Origin of the sequence: Actinomadura sp. NPDC048394, from assembly GCF_040651755.1 — a bacterium.
GTDB classification, from domain to species: Bacteria; Actinomycetota; Actinomycetes; order Streptosporangiales; family Streptosporangiaceae; genus Spirillospora; species Spirillospora montaniterrae.
Genome location: NZ_JBEZJL010000029.1, coordinates 85,806 through 103,200 on the forward strand (window position 1 = coordinate 85,806; position 17,395 = coordinate 103,200).

16 protein-coding genes are annotated in these 17,395 nt (G+C 71.7%); 9 read left to right on the forward strand and 7 right to left on the reverse strand.

All coding sequences use genetic code 11. The features are described 5' to 3' along the window. Nucleotides 1-73 precede the first annotated feature (73 nt). The 3 genes from AB0C78_RS22460 to AB0C78_RS22470 are packed head-to-tail and all read left to right on the forward strand — an operon-like array spanning nucleotide 74 to nucleotide 2,981. Nucleotides 74-433, forward strand: a complete 360-nt coding sequence (locus AB0C78_RS22460; RefSeq protein WP_360750857.1) for an STAS domain-containing protein — start codon at nucleotides 74-76, stop codon at nucleotides 431-433. Further along, entirely contained in the window at nucleotides 430-1,314 is an 885-nt protein-coding gene (locus AB0C78_RS22465; protein ID WP_360750859.1) for an ABC transporter ATP-binding protein, read from the forward strand. Before AB0C78_RS22460 ends, AB0C78_RS22465 begins: the two co-directional genes overlap by 4 nt. A gap of 20 nt (nucleotides 1,315-1,334) precedes the next feature. Further along, nucleotides 1,335-2,981, forward strand: a complete 1,647-nt coding sequence (locus AB0C78_RS22470; protein WP_360750861.1) for a hypothetical protein — start codon at nucleotides 1,335-1,337, stop codon at nucleotides 2,979-2,981. Nucleotides 2,982-3,235: 254 nt separating this feature from the next. On the opposite strand, the gene AB0C78_RS22475 is transcribed toward AB0C78_RS22470, so the two are convergent. From AB0C78_RS22475 to AB0C78_RS22495, 5 genes are all read right to left on the reverse strand, one after another. Beyond that, nucleotides 3,236-3,553 carry a hypothetical protein gene (locus AB0C78_RS22475; RefSeq protein WP_360750863.1) on the reverse strand — a complete coding sequence of 106 codons (318 nt, stop codon included), beginning with the start codon at nucleotides 3,551-3,553 and terminating at the stop codon, nucleotides 3,236-3,238. Next, nucleotides 3,550-4,137 carry a sigma-70 family RNA polymerase sigma factor gene (locus AB0C78_RS22480; protein ID WP_360750865.1) on the reverse strand — a complete coding sequence of 196 codons (588 nt, stop codon included), beginning with the start codon at nucleotides 4,135-4,137 and terminating at the stop codon, nucleotides 3,550-3,552. The genes AB0C78_RS22475 and AB0C78_RS22480 overlap by 4 nt, the downstream gene beginning before the upstream one ends. After that, nucleotides 4,134-4,364: a hypothetical protein gene (locus tag AB0C78_RS22485; protein WP_360750867.1), complete on the reverse strand. Its 231-nt coding sequence runs from the start codon at nucleotides 4,362-4,364 to the stop codon at nucleotides 4,134-4,136. The genes AB0C78_RS22480 and AB0C78_RS22485 overlap by 4 nt, the downstream gene beginning before the upstream one ends. A 149-nt stretch (nucleotides 4,365-4,513) precedes the next feature. Beyond that, nucleotides 4,514-7,231 (reverse strand): cation-transporting P-type ATPase, encoded by a 2,718-nt coding sequence (locus AB0C78_RS22490; RefSeq protein WP_360750869.1) that lies wholly within the window; start codon nucleotides 7,229-7,231, stop codon nucleotides 4,514-4,516. Nucleotides 7,232-7,368: 137 nt separating this feature from the next. Then, nucleotides 7,369-10,011: a GNAT family N-acetyltransferase gene (locus tag AB0C78_RS22495; RefSeq protein ID WP_360750871.1), complete on the reverse strand. Its 2,643-nt coding sequence runs from the start codon at nucleotides 10,009-10,011 to the stop codon at nucleotides 7,369-7,371. Between the two features lie 315 nt (nucleotides 10,012-10,326). Between AB0C78_RS22495 and AB0C78_RS22500 the strand changes: the two genes are divergently transcribed. From AB0C78_RS22500 to AB0C78_RS22520, 5 genes are read left to right on the forward strand one after another with little or no spacing between them, the layout of a single operon-like run. Next, nucleotides 10,327-11,691 (forward strand): amino acid permease, encoded by a 1,365-nt coding sequence (locus AB0C78_RS22500; RefSeq protein ID WP_360750872.1) that lies wholly within the window; start codon nucleotides 10,327-10,329, stop codon nucleotides 11,689-11,691. A 38-nt stretch (nucleotides 11,692-11,729) separates the two neighbouring features. Continuing rightward, entirely contained in the window at nucleotides 11,730-12,938 is a 1,209-nt protein-coding gene (locus AB0C78_RS22505) for an arginine deiminase (protein WP_360750874.1), read from the forward strand. After that, nucleotides 12,935-13,873 (forward strand): ornithine carbamoyltransferase, encoded by a 939-nt coding sequence (gene argF / locus AB0C78_RS22510; RefSeq protein ID WP_360750876.1) that lies wholly within the window; start codon nucleotides 12,935-12,937, stop codon nucleotides 13,871-13,873. The genes AB0C78_RS22505 and argF overlap by 4 nt, the downstream gene beginning before the upstream one ends. Further along, entirely contained in the window at nucleotides 13,870-14,769 is a 900-nt protein-coding gene (locus AB0C78_RS22515; protein ID WP_360750878.1) for a carbamate kinase, read from the forward strand. The genes argF and AB0C78_RS22515 overlap by 4 nt, the downstream gene beginning before the upstream one ends. Continuing rightward, nucleotides 14,766-15,218 carry a pyridoxamine 5'-phosphate oxidase family protein gene (locus AB0C78_RS22520; protein ID WP_360750880.1) on the forward strand — a complete coding sequence of 151 codons (453 nt, stop codon included), beginning with the start codon at nucleotides 14,766-14,768 and terminating at the stop codon, nucleotides 15,216-15,218. Before AB0C78_RS22515 ends, AB0C78_RS22520 begins: the two co-directional genes overlap by 4 nt. Nucleotides 15,219-15,279: 61 nt before the next feature. Here the strand turns inward: AB0C78_RS22520 and AB0C78_RS22525 are convergent, their stop codons facing one another. Both AB0C78_RS22525 and AB0C78_RS22530 read right to left on the reverse strand, forming a co-directional pair. Continuing rightward, complete coding sequence (locus AB0C78_RS22525; RefSeq protein WP_360750882.1) at nucleotides 15,280-15,753, reverse strand: hemerythrin domain-containing protein; 474 nt, start codon at nucleotides 15,751-15,753, stop codon at nucleotides 15,280-15,282. A gap of 42 nt (nucleotides 15,754-15,795) precedes the next feature. Then, nucleotides 15,796-16,278 (reverse strand): cyclic nucleotide-binding domain-containing protein, encoded by a 483-nt coding sequence (locus tag AB0C78_RS22530; protein ID WP_360750884.1) that lies wholly within the window; start codon nucleotides 16,276-16,278, stop codon nucleotides 15,796-15,798. Nucleotides 16,279-16,637: 359 nt separating this feature from the next. Here AB0C78_RS22530 and AB0C78_RS22535 point away from each other — a divergent pair, with 359 nt between their 5' ends. Next, nucleotides 16,638-17,348 carry a DUF6544 family protein gene (locus AB0C78_RS22535; RefSeq protein ID WP_360750886.1) on the forward strand — a complete coding sequence of 237 codons (711 nt, stop codon included), beginning with the start codon at nucleotides 16,638-16,640 and terminating at the stop codon, nucleotides 17,346-17,348. Nucleotides 17,349-17,395: the final 47 nt, after the last annotated feature.

Below are 17,395 nucleotides of genomic sequence, written 5' to 3' on the forward strand. Positions count from 1 at the left end.
GAGTCGGCTCCTCCCCTCGTCGGAGGCTTGAGAAACCGCGCGGCGAGCGGAACGGGAGACGACTGAGATGACTATGACGACCGGATGGCCCACGCCGTCCGCACAGCTGCGAACCACGGTCCTGTCCGGGCCGCCTCGGCGCGTCCTCGTGGCCGGAGAGCTCGACATCCTCACGGCCGCCCGCCTGGAGGACCTGCTGACCGAGATCGTCGAGACCGGCTCACCGCGAGTCGAGATCGACGCCCGCGACCTGACGTTCTGCGACGCGACCGGGCTGGGGACGCTGGTCGCCGTCGACGAGGTCGCCGTGCGGCACGGCGGCGGCCTGACGCTGACCAACGCCCAGCCGCTGCTGCGCAGGATCCTGCGCATCACCGGCCTCCACCGGCGCTTCCCCGTGGACGAGCGGACCGAGGACAGGCGGCCGGCATGACGACCGTGATCGAGACCCGCGGACTCACCAAGCGCTACGGTCGGACGACGGCGCTCGACGCCCTCGACCTGAACGTCGAGCAAGGCGAGGTGTTCGGCTACCTCGGGCCCAACGGCGCCGGCAAGTCCACGACGGTCGGCCTCCTCCTCGGCTTCATCCGCCCGACCTCGGGCGAGGCGAGGATCTTCGGGCTGGACGTCAGGAACGCGGCCCGGGACATCCACCGCGACCTGGCCTACGTTCCCAGCGAAGCGAACCTGTGGCCTTCGCTGACGGGCGAGGAGACCCTGCACTTCCTGAGCAGCATCCACGGCTCGGTCGACGAGGCCTACCGCGACGAACTCGTCCGCCGCTTCGAGCTCGACGTCGACAAGAAGATCCGCTCCTACAGCCACGGCAACCGCCAGAAGGTCCTGCTCATTGCGGCGTTCGCGGCCCGGCCGCGGCTGCTGGTCCTGGACGAGCCGACGACCGGCCTCGACCCGCTCATGGAGCAGGTGTTCCGGCAGTGCGTGCGGGAGGCCCGCGACCGGGGACAGAGCGTGCTGCTGTCGTCGCACATCCTCAGCGAGGTCGAGGCGGTGTGCGACCGGGTCGCGATGCTGCGCGCCGGCCGGATCGCCGAAACCGGCACGCTGGAGGTCCTGCGCAGGCTCGCGGCGACCCACGTCCGGGCCCACCTGGACTCGGCCGTACCCGACCTGTCCGCCGTACCGGGGATACACAACGTCGTCGTCCACGACCGGATGCTCGAGTGCGACGTCTCCGGGCCGATGCGCCCGCTGCTGCACGCACTCGCCGGCGCAGGGCTCGAGAAGCTGACGACCCGCGAGCCCTCCCTGGAGGAGCTGTTCATCGCCCAGTACGGCACGGCCGGCTGATCCGAGGCCGAGGAGACGAGATGCAGGACGCCCTCACACCACTCGCCGTCCGCGTACGCCGGAACGGTTCCGCAGAGCCCACCATCGCCCGCAGCGCGCTCGGAAGAACATGGGCGGCCGCGACGGCGTGGGCACTGGTGTTCGGCGGTTCCGCCGCGGCCTCGGCGCTCACCTACGCAGACACCTACCCGACCTTGGCCGAACGACAGGCCATCGCCTCCACCACTGGACGCGACAGCGGTTTCGCGGTCCTGTTGGGCCCGGTGTCCGACATCGGAACCGTCGGCGGCTACACCGTCTACAAGAACTTCGTCTTCCTGACCACGATCGGTGCCATCTGGGCTCTGCTTGCCGCCACCCGCCTGCTGCGCGGCGAAGAGGACACGGGGCGCTGGCAGGTGCTCCTGTCGGGCCGGACCACCCCTGTCCGCGCCACGACCGCCACACTGGCCGGGCTCATCACCGCCATCGGCATCGTGTTCTTCGGGACGGTCGTCATCCTGCTGCTCACAGGCCGCGACTCGCGGTTGGGACTCGGCACGGACGCCACGCTGCTGTACGGCGTGAGCCTGGTGATCAACCCCGTGGTGTTCGCCGCCGTCGGCGCGCTCACCTCGCAGCTCACCGCGACACGGCGGGGCGCGGCCGGCATGGGGTTCGGCGTTTTCGCCGTGCTGTTCGTCGTGCGCATGCTCGGCGACAGCGGGCCCCACATGCACTGGCTGCTGTGGCTGACCCCGTTCGGGTGGGCCCAGTTGCTGCGCCCCTACACCGGCAATGCCCTGCTTCCGCTGCTCCCGGCCGCCGCTGCGGCACTGGCCCTGGCGGTCACAGCGATCGGGCTGTCGGCCCGCCGCGACACCGGCTCCGGCATCCTGGCATCGCGCGACACGGCGCCACCGAGGCTGTCCGGGCTGAGCTCCCCCACCGCGCTGGCCGCACGCCTGGAACTTCCCACCTTGGCCGGATGGTGCGCCGGCGCCTGCGCCGCCGCCCTCTGCCTGGGAACTCTCGCCAAGGTGGTCACCGACACCTCGACCCGATCCCTCGCCAACGCGCTGGACAAGTTCGCGCCACCGGGGGCCCTGGTCGATCGCTACCTGGGCGTGGCGTTCCTGTTCGTGGCCACCATCGTCGCCCTGATCCCCGCCGGCCAGCTCACCGCGATGGCGGCCGAGGAGACCTCGGGACGGTTGGCCCACGTTCTGGCCGGCCGCGGGAGCAGGACCTCCGTGCTCGCCGGGAGACTTGCCCTCACCACAGCCACGATCACGGCCGCAGGCCTGCTCTCGGGCATCGCGGCGTGGCTCGGCGTCACCATGCGGGGCACCAGGGTCGGTCTCGTTTCGATGATCACCACCGGGCTGAACGTCGTCCCGACGGCGCTGCTGGTCCTCGGCATCGGCGCCTGCGTGCTCGCCCTTGCTGCCCGCGCCGCCGGACTGGCCGTCTACACCGCCATCATCGGCTCACTGCTCGCCGACATGCTGGGCTCACTGCAGCCCAGCACTCACTGGCTAAGGAATGCTTCGCTCTTCCACTACATGGCCTCCGCGCCCACCGAATCGCCGGACGCCTCCACGATCACCATAACGATCACCGCAGCAGCGGCTCTGTGCACGCTGGCCTGCGCCCTCTACAAGCGACGAGACCTCCGGCTCCCCTAAAGGAAAGTAGGACCCCGCCCGCAGGTTGGGGATCGGCGGCTCCACAGTGCCGGCGCGGGTGTCCCAGTCCTGGGACCGCTAGGCCGTGTCTCAAAGTGGGATGAGCGGCGTGTCCGGTCACAAAAGCAGTGAGGTCCCCGGTACAGGGGTCATCGCCCAAGAAGACCCTGATTTCCGGAGACCTCGTGGCCAACGTAGTGGTGACGGGGCGGAGTGGAGACAATCTCTTAAGCCCGGGAGCAGGGGCGGCGGGTTCAGTCGCCGCCCTCGCCGGAATCTCCGGCCATCCACTGGTTCAGCTTCTCCAGTCCGCTGCGCACGTCAAAGGAGGGCTGCTCCGCGGCGGCCTGCCGCCGGGCCTGCCGGTACACCTGCGCCGCCGAGACCGCGGTCCGTGGCCGTGCACCCGCCTTCGGGGGACGCCCGCGACGGACCCCGAGCACGTTGTCGATCTCCGCGGCGGTCAGGGGCCCGTCGGCCGCCGCCGCCGCCGAGAGCACTTCGGCGTAGAGCTCGATCTCGTCGAGCGCCACCCGATCATGGACGCGGAGGTCGAGGTCCTTCTCCCTCATGACGCCTCCTCCCCGAGACCGTTCCCGCCGTCTCCAGTATCGTCGGGGCCGTCCAGGAACGGGACGGCGGAACCCGCCTGTTCGACCAGTTCGTCCCGCGCGATCTTCAGGTGCCATCGCACCGTGGCCGATGCGACGCCCAGCCAGTCGGCTATCTCGCGGGTGCTCCACTCCTCGTTCCAGCGCAGGAAAGCCACGCGCTGCCGGGTCGGCGGCATCCGCTCGATGGCCGCCCAGCATTTCTGCAACGCCAGCGTGGAGAGGACCTGGGCGACGGGTTCCGGCGCCGGACGGGCGTAGTCTGCGGGATCGGCCTCGGCCTGCACCCGCCGGTCGCGACGCCACTCGTCGATCGCCTTGTTCCGCACGACGGCGAACAGCCACTGACGCCGCCGCTCGCCGTCCAGCGCGGCGAGCTTGTCCCAGCACACCGCGGCCTCCTGGAACGCCACCTGCACCAGGTCCTCGGCACGCGCCGGGCCGACCTGCGGCAGCGTGCGGGCATACCCGAACAGCGCCGGCGCGGTGCGCGCGTACAGCTTCCCCACTTCATCGGCATGCTCGGGAGGAATGCGGGCGGTCACTTCCTCTCCCCCGCCCGGGAGCGACGCGTCTGCCCGCCCAGCGTGACCCTCATCGTCTGCTCCCCCGGACGGTCCCGTTGCACCACCACCGTGCCCGGCGGCGCATCGGCCATCAAAGCAGCGAAGGTCCGGCGCCGCTGCCACTCGAGGAGGATCCGCATGACTCCGCTCACCACCAGGATGGCGACCACCATCGCCGCGGCCCGCCAGGAGACCAGCCCCGACATCGCCCCGCCTGCCACCGTCGTCCCCCACACTCCCGCGCCGGGGGTTCTCATCGCCGCCACGCCCCTACCTCGTACGAGAGCACCCGACCGTTTGGCCGCCTGGCTGTACGGCCCGTCCCGGCCGATCGGCGTCTTGCCGGGGACGGTGGTCAGCCGTCCTTCGCCGGCCGGGCGGGCCGGGGAGGGCCTGCGGTGCGGCGGCGGAACCAGCGGCGCAGTTCGTCGGTGCCCCACACGATGAAGGGGAACACCGCGATGATGCCCAGGACGTCCGGGCCGAGAGCCGCCGTGCCGAAGAGGTGTTGGAAGGGTGGGAGGTAGATCAGGGCTGCGGCGAAGAGGAGTTCGAAGCCGATCCCCGCGAGGAGCAGGGGGTTGGAGGTGAGGCCAACCTGGCGTAGCGACGCGTGGTCGGTGCGGGACGCCATGGCGGTGCCGATCTGGCAGGTGACCAGCCCGGCGAAGGTCGCCGTGGTCGCCGCCAGGTAGGCGTGGTGAAGGGCCGTGCCCGACCCTGTGGCGTCGCCCGGGTGCCAGCCGGCGCGCCAGAGCACGTAGAAGAAGACCGACATCACCAGCGCGGCGGAGACCAGGCCGAGGTAGCCCCAGGCGCGGATGAGCATGTCGCGGGAGATGACGCCCTGGGAGGACGGCCGGGGTGGGCGGCTCATGATGCCCGGCTCGGCGGGCTCGCGGCCGAGCGCCAAGGCCGGCAGCGTCTCGGTGCCGAGGTCGATCGCCAGGATCTGCAGCACGGTGAGCGGCAAGGGGATCAGGCCGCCGCTGAGCGCGAAGACCAGGAACGGGACGATCTCAGGGATCGCGTGGGCGAAGATGTAGAGGATGAACTTGCGGACGTTGTCGTAGACGCGGCGGCCGGATTCGATCGCCGTCACGATGGTGGCGAAGTTGTCGTCGGTCAGCACCATGGTCGACGCCTCGCGGGCGACGTCGGTGCCGGACCGTCCCATGGCGACGCCGATGTGGGCCTGGTGCAGGGCGGGGGCGTCGTTGGCACCGTCCCCGGTCATCGCGACGATCTGCCCGTGGGCGCGCAGGGCGTCGGCGACCTTGAGCTTGGTCTCCGGCGATGAGCGGGCGAAGACTATCTCGGCGGGGCCTGTGAGCAGCTCGTCCAGCTCGTGGTCGTGCACCTCCTCGGACTCGGCGACGACCCGCAGTTCGGGGACGCCGATGCCGACTTCGCGGGCGACGGCCGCCGCGGTGGTCCCGTTGTCGCCGGTGACGATGTGGACGCGCAGGCCCGCCTCGTGGCAGCGGCGGACCGCGGCGGCGACCTGGGCACGCGGCGGGTCGTACAGGCCCACCAGCCCGATCAGCCGCAGCTCCTTCTCGACGTCCTCACGCTTGGCCGGGATCTCGTGCCCGGAGGGCAGCTCACGGATCGCGACCGCCAGGACCCGCAGGCCCTTCTGGGCGAGTTCGTCGACGGCGGCGAGCACCTCGGCGCGCTGATCATTGGCGAGGTCGGCATGGCGGAGCACCGACTCCGGGGCGCCCTTCACCGAGACGAGGAGCCGGTCGTCCCGCTGGGCGACCGTGGACATCAGCCGCAGCCGGGCGTCGAAGCGGAAGATCGCGCGGCGGCGGGAATCGCGGTCGGCCAGCCGCTCGGTGACGTCCGGTCCGGCCCCTTCGACGAGGGCGATCTCGGTCGGGTCCCCTTGCAGTTCGTGGTCCTCGTTGTAGGAAACCGTGGTGCAGTCGGTGATCGCCTGGGCGAGAGCCAACGGCGGCAGCCGTTCCTCCGAGGCCGCGATGGTCCCCGTGTCCGGGGTCCAGAACGTGTGCAGCCGCATCCGGTTCTGGGTGAGCGTGCCGGTCTTGTCGGTGCAGATCACGTTGGTCGACCCGAGGGTCTCGATCGCGCTGAGGCGCTTGACCACCGCGCCCTGCCTGGCCAGCACCCGCACGCCGACCGCCAGGGCCAGCGTGATGGTGGGCAGCAGGCCCTCGGGGACGTTGGCGACCAGCAGCCCGATCGCGAACATCAGCGCGTCCCGCAGCGGCAGGCCGACCAGCGCGCCGATCAGCAGGAAGACGACGCCCATGCCGACGGCGACACCGGCGATCAGCCAGGCGACCTTCTTGACCTGGCTCTCCAGCGGGCTGTCCTGGCGTGGGGCGCGCTGGCTGAGCGCCGCGATGCGGCCGAGCTCGGTGTGCCCGCCGGTGGCGAACACGATCGCCTGCGCCTCTCCCCCGGTACAGGTCGTCCCGCTGAAGACCAGGTTCGGCTCGCGCAGGAGCGCGACCCCCTCCGTCCCGGGGACCGCCACCCGCTCGACGGGGGCCGATTCCCCGGTGAGCATGGACATGTCCAGCTCCAGGGCGCCGTCGGTCAGCCGGGCGTCGGCGGGGACCTTGTCGCCCTCTTCGATCACCACCAGGTCACCTGGGACGAGGCCGGCGACGTCGACGGCCTGGCGCCGGCCGTCCCGGATGACCTGGGCTCGCTCGGGCAAGTAGGCGGCCAGCGCCTCCACGGCACGTTCGGCCTGGTGCTCCTGCAGGAGCGCGAAGGCCGCGTTCACCAGGATCACCGCGAGGATCGCCCAGCCGAGCACCTGCATACCGGCGATGAAGGCCAGCGCTCCGGCGCCCCACAGCAGCAGCGCCAGCGGGTGCGCCAACTGGCCCGCGAGCAGCCGGACGAACGAGGTCTTCTCGTGCCGGCGCACCTCGTTCGGCCCGTACACCGCGAGCCGGCGCGCCGCCTCGCGCGCCGACAGCCCGCGGTCCCCTGTCCCCAGTTCCTTGCGGAGCAGCGGGAGCGGTTCCTCCGGGTTCGCCGCAGCCGCCGCGTCCGGCTTCGGCTCGGGGCGCGCGACGGAATGATGTCCCATGGATCTCATGATCGTCACCCCGTGATCAACGGGTCAGGGCCGAACGCCCGGCGTACGGCGGCCGAAAGTCCCTCTGGCCTACCCCGGCCGGAATCGCGGTAACGCCCGCGGCCCCGGGCCGCGGCCGGGCGCCGGGGTCAGCGGAGGCGGCGCAGGTACGGATCCCAGACGCCGCGCGGGGCCAGGCGGATGCGCGCGTCGACGGCCACGACCCCGTCGGGGCGGACGATCGTGGGGTTGAGGTCGAGTTCGGCGATCTCGGGGTGGTCGGCCACGAGGCGGGAGAGCCGGAGCAGTGCATCACGCAGCGCCGGCAGGTCCGCGGCGGGCCGAGCGGGATGGCCGGCGAGGACCGCGGCGACCCGCGGCTCGCCGACCAGGTCGTCGGCCTCCCGCTCGGTGAGGGGCGCGAGCCGGGCGGTGCGGTCGGCGAGGGCCTCGATGTCGACCCCACCGGACCCGAAGATCACGACAGGGCCGAAGACGTCGTCCTGGACGGCGCCGCACAGCACCTCGACGCCGTCGGCGGCCATCCGCTGCACGACCACCCCGCGGAGCCGGCGCCCGAACCGGTCGGCCAGCCACCGGTAGGCGTTGCGGACGTCCCGGGGCCCGCGCAGATCGAGTTGCAGGGCACCGGCCGCGGTCTTGTGCAGGACGCCCTCGGCATCGGCCTTCAAGACCACGGGGCCACCGAGTTCGTCCGCCGCGGCCATCGCCTCCTGCTCGTTGCGCGCCCAACGCCACGGCGCGAGGGGCAGCCCGTAGGACTCCAGCAGCTCGAACGCCTGGACGGGCGGCAGCCAGCCGCCCTCGGGCGCGTCTGCCAGGAAACCGCTGATGAGGGCCGCCGCCTCGTCGGCGCGCAGATCCGACAGTTCGGGCGGCAGGCCGGGGGCCCGATCACGGCGCCGCGTGTAGGACCAGGCGCGCGCCAGGGCACGGGCGGCGCTCTCCGGGTAGGCGTAGCAAGGAACGCCCTGGTTTGTGATCTGTACGGTCTCCGCCTGCCCCAGGACCACGGCCGCCAACGGCTTGGCGCCGCCGTCCAAGGCACCTGTGAGATCCGCGAGGGCGGTCGGTGCCACGACGGCGAGGACGGCGTCCACCGATGGATCGGCCGCGACCAGGTGGAGCGCGCGCTGGAAGATCTCGGCTGAGACGGCCGCGGTCGTGTCGACGGGATCGGTGACCGAGGAGCACGCGGGGAGCATCGCGGACAGGCGGCGGCGCGCCGTCGCTCCCAAGGGGGGGACGGTGAGGCCAGCGTCGACGCAGGCGTCGGCGGCCAGGACGCCGGCCCCTCCGGCGTTGGACACCACCGCCACACGCGGCCCGGCCGGTGGCGCCTGGCTCGCCAGCATCGCGGCGGCGTCCACCAGCTCGCCGAGATCGTCGGTTGCGACGATGCCCGCCTGTTCGAACAGGGCGCGGCGGGTGGCCTCCGGCGTGGCAGCGGCGGCCGTATGCGACTCCGCCGCCCTGGCGCCGGGGCCCGAGCGTCCCGCCAGGACCGTCAGCAGCGGCATGCGGGACGCCACGCGGCGCGCCGTGCGGGCGAACTTGCGCGGGCTCCCGAACGACTCGACGTGCAGCAGGCCCAGCCGCGTGGTCTGCTCCGATTCCCACCACATGAGCATGTCGTTGGCGCTGACGTCGTACTTGTCGCCTAGGGAGGCGAACGACGACACGCCGATGCCCAGGCGGGAGAGGTGATCGATGAGGGCGATGCCGACCCCGCCCGACTGCACCGCCACCCCTGCCACGCCGGCGGCGGGCCGGCGGGCGGCAAAGGTCGCGTTCAACGCGGTGCCGGTGTCGGCGACGCCGAGGCAGTTGGGGCCGACCAGCCGGATGCCGTGCTTCCGGCAGGTCGCCAGCAGCTCGCCGCCCTGCTCGGTGGACAGCCCGGAGGTGACCACGACGATGGCTGGGATGTCGAAGGCCCCGCACTCGGCCGCCACCGCGACCACCGCGTCCGCCGGGACGGTGATGACGGCAAGGTCGACCGGCTCCGGCAGGTCCGACACCGCGGCCACGCACGGCGCACCGTGCAGTTCGGCGCCGGCGGCGTGCGGATTGACCGCGTACAGCCGTCCCGCATAGCCGCCCGCCGCGATGTTCCGCAGGGCGGACGCGCCCACCGTGCCCGCCCGCCGGCTCGCGCCGACGACCGCCACGGCTCCGGGCCGGAACAGCGGCATGAGGCTGGCGACGTCGGCGCTCCGCTCGCGCTCGGCCACCACGTCCAGGTAATGCTCGTCGGACACCAGCGGCATTGTGATCTCCACGACGCCCGATGTCATGCGGCGCTTGGCGGGCATTCCGGCATCGGCGAAGACCCGCAGCATCGGCCCGTTCTCGGCCAGGGTGTCGGCCCGGAACGCCACGATCCCGTTTCCGCGGGCCAGCGACCCGAGGTGCTCCAGCAGCAGAGTGCCGACCCCGCGGTGGTGCATCCTGTCGGCAACGGCCATCGCCACCTCGGCTTCGCCAGGCGCGTTGGACGGCTCGTACTCAGCGATGCCGATGAGCTCGCCGCGAAGCCACGCGCCCAGCGCCGCGTGCTCCGGGCCGGCCGGACGGCAGACCTGATCGGCGATCCGGTCGGCCATTGCTCTGTTCAACCCGAAGAAGCGCAGGTAGAGGCTCTCATCGCTGAGGTCGCGGTGCAGCGCGCACACCGCGTCGCGATCGGCTCCGGAGAGCGGTCTGATCTCGACCTGCGTGCCGTCGGTCAGTAGCGCGTAGACCTGCCTGGTGGACGTTCGTACTCCCATGGGCCCAGCCTCCGACACATGGATCTCGGGGACAGCGCCCGAACGTCATCGCCCCCCGGGACCTTCGGCCCTCGTGACAGCGGCATGCCCCCGGCCAGCGGCTCCAAGCCTCTCAGCCACGTGACGGGTCCGCGGAGCCCGGCCCCGGTTCGTGCGTCGCGATCACCCGATCCGTCGGAAGCCCGCAAGGACCGACGGGGCATGTGCGGCGGGACCTTGGTCCGGCACCCCGGGGACCGAAGCCCGGCGACCGGCCGAGCCCGCCGGTGATCGGCTGATGGTGCGGCACGCGGGCCGCTCATCGAGGAGGCGCTCATGCGCACGCAACCCGCCCGCCGGAGACTCGGGCTGTGGATGGCCTCGGCTCTGGTCGTGGGCAACATGATCGGATCCGGCGTCTTCCTGCTGCCGAGCTCGCTGGCCAAGTACGGCCCGATCTCACTGGTGGCCTGGGTGTTCACGGCCGCCGGCGCCATCCTGCTGGCGCTGGTGTTCGCGCGGCTGGCGCGCGCCTATCCGAAGACAGGGGGCCCGTACGCCTACGCGCGGCGGGCGTTCGGCGACTTCGTCGGGTTCCAGACGGCGTGGGGTTACTGGATCGCGGTGTGGGCCGGGAACGCGGCGATCGCGGTGGCGTTCGTGGGGTACCTCGCCCATTTCTGGCATGTGCTGGGCGATGACAAGGTCCTGGCCGCCTGCGTTGGGGTGGCGGCGATCTGGCTGCTGACCGCGGTCAACGCCTATGGCGTCCGGGAGAGCGGCGCCCTGCAGGTCCTCACGACGGTGATCAAGCTGGTGCCGCTGCTGCTGATCGCGGTCGGCGGGCTGTTCTTCGTCAAGTCCGGCAACTTCGGGGAGTTCAACGCCAGCGGCGACAGCGCGTTCGGCGCGGTGACGGCCGCGGCCGCGCTCACCCTGTGGTCGTTCATCGGCCTGGAGTCGGCCACCGTCCCCGCCGAGGACGTCCAGGACCCGCAGAAGAACATCCCGCGCGCCACCGTCGCCGGCACCGCCGTCACCGCGCTGATCTACATCCTGGGCACCGTCGCCGTCCTCGGCCTGGTGCCCGCGGCGGCGCTGGCGACCTCGACCGCGCCGTTCGCCGACGCCGCCGACGCCGCGTTCGGCGGATGGGCCGCCGACCTCGTCGCCGCCGGAGCCGCCATCAGCGCGTTCGGGGCCCTGAACGGCTGGATCCTGCTGCAGGGCCAGATCCCCTTCGCCGCCGCCCGCGACGGCCTGTTCCCCCGAGCGTTCACTCGCACCGGACGCGGCGGCACCCCCGTCGTCGGGCTGGTGGTCTCCAGCGTCCTGGTCACCGGGCTGATGCTGATGAACTACAACAGCAGCCTGGTCGACCAGTTCACCTTCATCATCCTGCTGGCCACCCTCACCACCCTCATCCCCTACGCCTATGCCGCGATGGCCGAGCTGGTGCTGCTGGCCACCGACCGCGCCGCGTTCTCCGGCGGACGCCTCGCCCGCTCCGGCGTCATCGCGCTGCTGGCGTTCGGCTACACCGTCTGGGCGATCGGCGGCGCCGGCTACGAGGTCGTCTACAAGGGCACGCTGCTGATCTTCGCCGGGATGCCGGTCTACGCCTGGCTGAGGTACCGCGAGAACCGCGCCCCGATCAAGGCCGTGGGCGGCGAGACCCAGCCGCCCGCCAGGGCCGCCTGACCCGCCACCCTCTACACCGCCTGAAAGGACGTACATCCGTGTTCACCGTTTCCTCCGAGGTCGGACGGCTCCGGCAGGTACTGCTGCACCGCCCCGACCTGGAGCTGCTCCGGCTCACCCCCGACAACAAGGACGACCTCCTCTTCGACGAGGTGCTGTGGGCCAAGCGCGCCCGCCAGGAGCACGACGTGTTCGCCGACACCCTGCGCGAACGCGGCGTCCAGGTGTACTACCTCGGCGAACTGCTCGCCGAGACCCTGAAGATCGAGCAGGCGCGGGCGCACCTGCTCGACCACACCGCCTCCGAGACCGCGCTCGGCCCGACGCTGGCCGGGCCCGTCCGGGCCGCGCTGGACGAGCTGGACCCCGACACCCTCGCACGGCACCTCATCGGCGGCCTGACGAAGGCGGAGATGGGCTTGGCCGTCCACAGCCTGCTGCTGGCCTCGCTCGACGACGGCGACTTCGTGCTGCCGCCGCTGCCGAACCACCTGTTCACCCGCGACCCGTCCGCGTGGGTCTACGGCGGCGTGACGCTGCACCCGATGGCCAAGCCCGCCCGCCGCCGCGAGACGCTGCACCTCAGCGCGATCTACCGGTTCCACCCGATGTTCGCCGAGCGGCCACCGACCGTCTGGTATCCGGGCGCGGACTTCACGCTGCCGACGATCGAGGGCGGCGATGTCCATGTCCTCGGCAACGGCCTCGTCCTGATCGGGATGAGCGAGCGCACCACCCCGCAGGCCATCGAGCTGCTCGCTCAGCGCGTGTTCGCCGCCGGCGCCGCCGAACGCGTCATCGCCGCGCAGCTGCCGCGCCGGCGGGCGTTCATGCACCTGGACACCGTCATGACGATGGTCGGCAGGGACGTCTTCACCGTCTACCCCGAACTGCCGCCGCTGCGCTCCTACACCCTGTCGCCGGGGCGCGCCGACGAGGTCGCGGTGCACGAGAACGAGGCTCTGTTCCCCGCGATCGCCCGCGCTCTGGGCCTCGCCCACGTCCATGTCCTGTCCGCCGAGCAGGACGTCCGCGCGGCCGAGCGGGAGCAGTGGGACGATGGGAACAACGTCCTGGCCGTCGAGCCGGGCGTCGTCGTCGCCTACGAGCGCAACGTCACGACCAACACCATGCTCCGCCGCCAGGGCATCGAGGTCATCACGATCCCGGGCGGCGAGCTCGGCCGCGGCCGTGGCGGTCCCCGCTGCATGAGCTGCCCTCTGGAACGTGAAGAGGTGACCCCGTGAAGGACCTGCTGCGCGTCGCCGACCTGAGCGCCGGCGACCTGTCCCTGCTGCTGAAGCTGGCCGCCGGGTTCCAGGATGAGCCCGCCGCCGAGTCCGGACTGCTCGCGGGACGGATCGTCCCGATGTACTTCGCCAAACCGTCCACCCGGACCCGGCTGTCCACGGCGGCGGCGGTCGCGCGCCTCGGCGGCTCCCCCGTCACGGTAGGCCCGGACGAGCTGCAGCTGCGGCGCGGCGAGACCATCGGCGACACCGCGCGCGTCATGGGCTCCTACGCCGCCGCGGTCGTCATCCGCACGTTCGCCGACGCCGACGTCGCCGAGCTGGCGGCCGCCGCTCCGATCCCGGTGATCAACGCGCTGACCGACGGCCACCACCCGCTCCAGGCCATCGCCGACCTGCTGACCGTCAAGGAGCACTTCGGTGACCTGCGCGGTCACCGGATCGCCTACGTCGGCGACGGCGGCAACAACGTCGCCCGCAGCCTGATGGAGGCCACCGCGCTCGCCGGCATGGACATCGCCATCGCGGCCCCGGACGGCTACTTGCCCGGCGAGGACGCCGTCGCATCCACCGGAGGCCAAGCCGAACGGCACGGCGGAAGCGTCACCGTGACGCAGGATCCCGCGGCTGCCGTCAACGGCGCGAGCGTGGTGTACACCGACGTCTGGCTGTCCATGGGCGACTCCGAGGACGAACGCGCGCACCGCAAGGACTTGTTCGCCGCCTACCAGGTGGACCAGGACCTCATGGACCACGCCGGCAGGGACGCGGTGTTCATGCACTGCCTGCCCGCGCATCGCGGCGAGGAGGTCGCCGCGGACGTCATCGACGGCGGCCGGTCCCTGGCCTTCCGGCAGGCGGCCAACCGGCTCCCCGCCGCCCAAGCCGTCCTCTACGCCCTCCTGACCGACCGGCTGGAGGGCCACCGATGAGGATCGTCGCCGCGCTCGGAGGCAACGCGCTGCTACGGCGCGGGGAACCCCTGGACGCCGCCGTCCAGATCGCTCACGTCCGCGAGGCCGTCCGCGGCCTCGCGGCGCTGGCGGACGGCAACGAGCTGATCGTCACGCACGGGAACGGCCCGCAGGTGGGGCTGCTGGCGATCGAGAGCGCCGCCGACCCCGAACTGTCCGCGCCGTACCCACTCGACGTCCTCGGCGCCGCGACCCAGGGCATGATCGGCTACTGGCTGATCCGCGAACTCCGCCGCGCCCTTCCCGGACGGGAGATCGTCGCCCTGCTGACCGAGACCCTGGTCGACCCGGCCGACCCCGCCTTCGGTGATCCGACCAAGTTCATCGGCCGTGGCTACCCACCGGCGGAGGCCAGGCGGTTGCGGGACGATCGGGGCTGGGCGATGCGCCCGGACGGCCGCATGTGGCGACGGGTCGTCCCCTCCCCCGAACCGCGCGACATCGTGGAACTGCCCGCCATGCGGCGGCTCGTCGACGACGGCTGCGTGGTCATCGCCGCCGGCGGCGGGGGCGTCCCGGTCGACCCGGACCACCACGGTGTCGAGGCGGTCGTCGACAAGGACCTCACAGCCGCGCTGCTCGCCGCGCGGCTGAAGGCGGACACGCTGCTGCTGCTCACCGATGTCCCCGCGGTGATGCGCGACTATGGGACCGTGAACGCGCGCCCTGTCACCACCATCACCCCAGAACAGCTGCACGCGATGGACCTGCCGGGCGGCTCCATGGGCCCGAAGGCCGAGGCGGGCTGCCGTTTCGCCGAGCAGCGCCCCGGCGCCGTGGCGGTCATCGGCTCTCTCGCCGACGCGCCCGCCCTGCTCGCCGGCCGTGCGGGCACCAGAATCGAGGCGCGATGAGCACCGGTCTGCAGAGTCTCGACAGCGACACCTGCCTGACGTTGCTGCAGAGCGTGCCCGTCGGCCGTGTCGCCTGGGCCGGCGACGACGGCACCGCGTCCATCCTGCCGGTGAACTTCGTGCTGGACGGTGCCGCAGTGGTGTTCGCTACCGCGCACGGTTCCAAGATGGAAGCGGCCGAGGCGGGACGCCCCCTGACCTTCGAGGCCGACGACCTCGAACCGGCCCTGCGCACCGCGTGGAGCGTCATCGTCACCGGCCCCGCCGAGGTCGTCACCGACCCGGCGGAGATCGAACGCCTGAAGTCGCTGCCGCTCGCCCCGTGGATCGCCGCTCCCAAGCCCTTCTTCGTCCGGCTGACGCCCGCGAAGATCACCGGACGCCGTATTCCCCTCCACCCGGGCGCCATCACGACTGAGCACATCGACCCCAACGACGAACCGGCCTGACGGCGGGAACAGCGGCGCCCCAAGCGCCGGGGATGCGCGGGAGCCGACGGCGTCCGGGACGTCAGGCCGCACTCGGCGGGCCGCGCAGCGCCGAACCCGCCTGGGCCCGTACCCCCTCGATCGCTTCCCACTGGGCGGTCGCGAGGGTCGCGAGCGCGGCGGGGAACACACCGTCCTGCTCCGCGAGAATGTGCTGCCGTAGGACGGCCAGGGCGTCCAGCAGGCGCTCCTCCCCTTCCGCCTCCACCGCTTCGGCGGCCTCCGCGAGCGCCGCCTCGATGAGACGGTGCTCATGGACGAGTGCCTCGATGTGGTCGGGGAAGTCACCGGCTATAGCCGGGAACAGACCCTTCTCCTCGACGGCGGTGTGCGGACCGAGGACCGTCGCGATCCGGCAGGCGAGAGCGCTCATCCGGTCCCGATCTCCTGCTCGGTGAGCGGAAAGCACCTCACCGATCAGATCGACCACGAGGTCGTGTTCATCGGTCAGCTGCCGGATCGACTCTATGGCCTGGCATCCGCAGTATTCGCACATGACGCTGGCTTCCTTCGCGCTGGTGTCGGCTCTTGGTCGCCCTCAGTGGGCGGCTCCAGCCGGAGCCGGTGCCTGTTCCAGGAGGCTGAGGCGGATGGCCTGGAGCCGTTCGACGACGAGTTCCGCGAAGCGGCGCGTCAGCTCGTACCCGAGGGACGTGTCGACCGCGCAAAGGGTGCGCACCAGCCGTCCGTCGAACTCGATCGCGTCGACCGGCGTATCCGTCACGGCTCCGTAGCTCCATCGACGTGGCTGGAACAGCCATGACCAGCCGAGAACGGACCCGGGTCCCAGGCTCTCGATGATCGCGCGCCGATCGGGCAGCCGCAGGTCGACGGTCACCGTTCCGGCGTCGATGATCCAGAAATGCTCGGCAGGTCGTCCCTCCGCGCAGATTCGGTGTGCGGCCGGGATCGTGACGCGACGGCCCGCCGTCGCGAGCCTCGTCAGATCGGCTCTCCTCATGCCGTGCAGGAACGGTTCGCGAGCGAGTTCCTCACCGGTCAGTACGCCCACCACGTTCACCCCCCTGCAATAGCGAGCCGCTCCACACCCGGCGGACCGGCGCGATGCGAAATCATCGAAATCGGCTTTCCACGTTCGCCGTCATCACCACCTCACCACCACGCAGGTGCAACGCACAGGGCCGAAGGGCCCGCCTGGGACACGCCCCGAAGACATGGGGCGAAGGGGACCTTCCTCTGGGTGCAGGGGACTTACGACCGTGCCGATCGGCCGTACCCGAACGTTCTCATGAAGTTGGTGACGGCTGTAGGAGGCGGGCAATGAGCACAAGTCGGCCCCGGACGATTCCCGTAAATCGCCGTTCGCCCCTGCCGGCTCCGCGGTTGGCGGGAGCGGCACGGCGCGACTGGACGGCCCTCGTGGCGGCTCCGGAGTTCGAGACGCCCTTTGACCCGGAGATGACCCGGCACCTGCCCGAGCCCGCCCGCCGCTGGTTGGATCATGCGATCCGACCCGGTACGCCGCTGTCTCCGGCGGCGTTGTTGCGCATGCACGGGCGGATACGGCTCGGCTCCTGGCGGACGTTCCGCGCGACCCAGATCCTGCGTCCCCCGCACGGCTTCATCTGGGCCGCCGGCGTCCGTGTCGCCGGGCTGCCGGTCAGGGGCTTCGACCGTTACAGCGGCGGGGACGGGGAGATGCGCTGGCGAATGCTCGGCGCGCTTCCCGTCATGTCGGCCACCGGGCCGGACATCACCCGCAGCGCCGCGGGGCGGCTGGCGAGCGAATTCGTCTTCGTGCCCGCCGTGGCGCTGTCGCCTGCCGTGTCCTGGGAGCCGGGCGGCGGCGACCGGGCCCGCGCTGAGCTGACCGTCAACGGCACCGCTCACTCGGTCGTCCTGACCGTCTCACCCGAAGGCTCGCTCATCGAGCTGACACTCCACCGCTGGGGCGCCCCGGAAGGCGGAAGCTTCGACCGGCACGTTTTCGGCGCCCATTTCAGCGGGGAGGCATCCTACGGCGGCTATACCGTGCCCTCCGCCGTGCGAGCCGGATGGTGGTACGGAACCGAGCGCTGGACCCGCGGGGAGTTCATCAGGTTCACGCTCGATCACACCGAGTTCCTCTGAGGCCGGCACGGGACCTCGTCCGCCTACGGGACGGGCCCAAGGTCCCG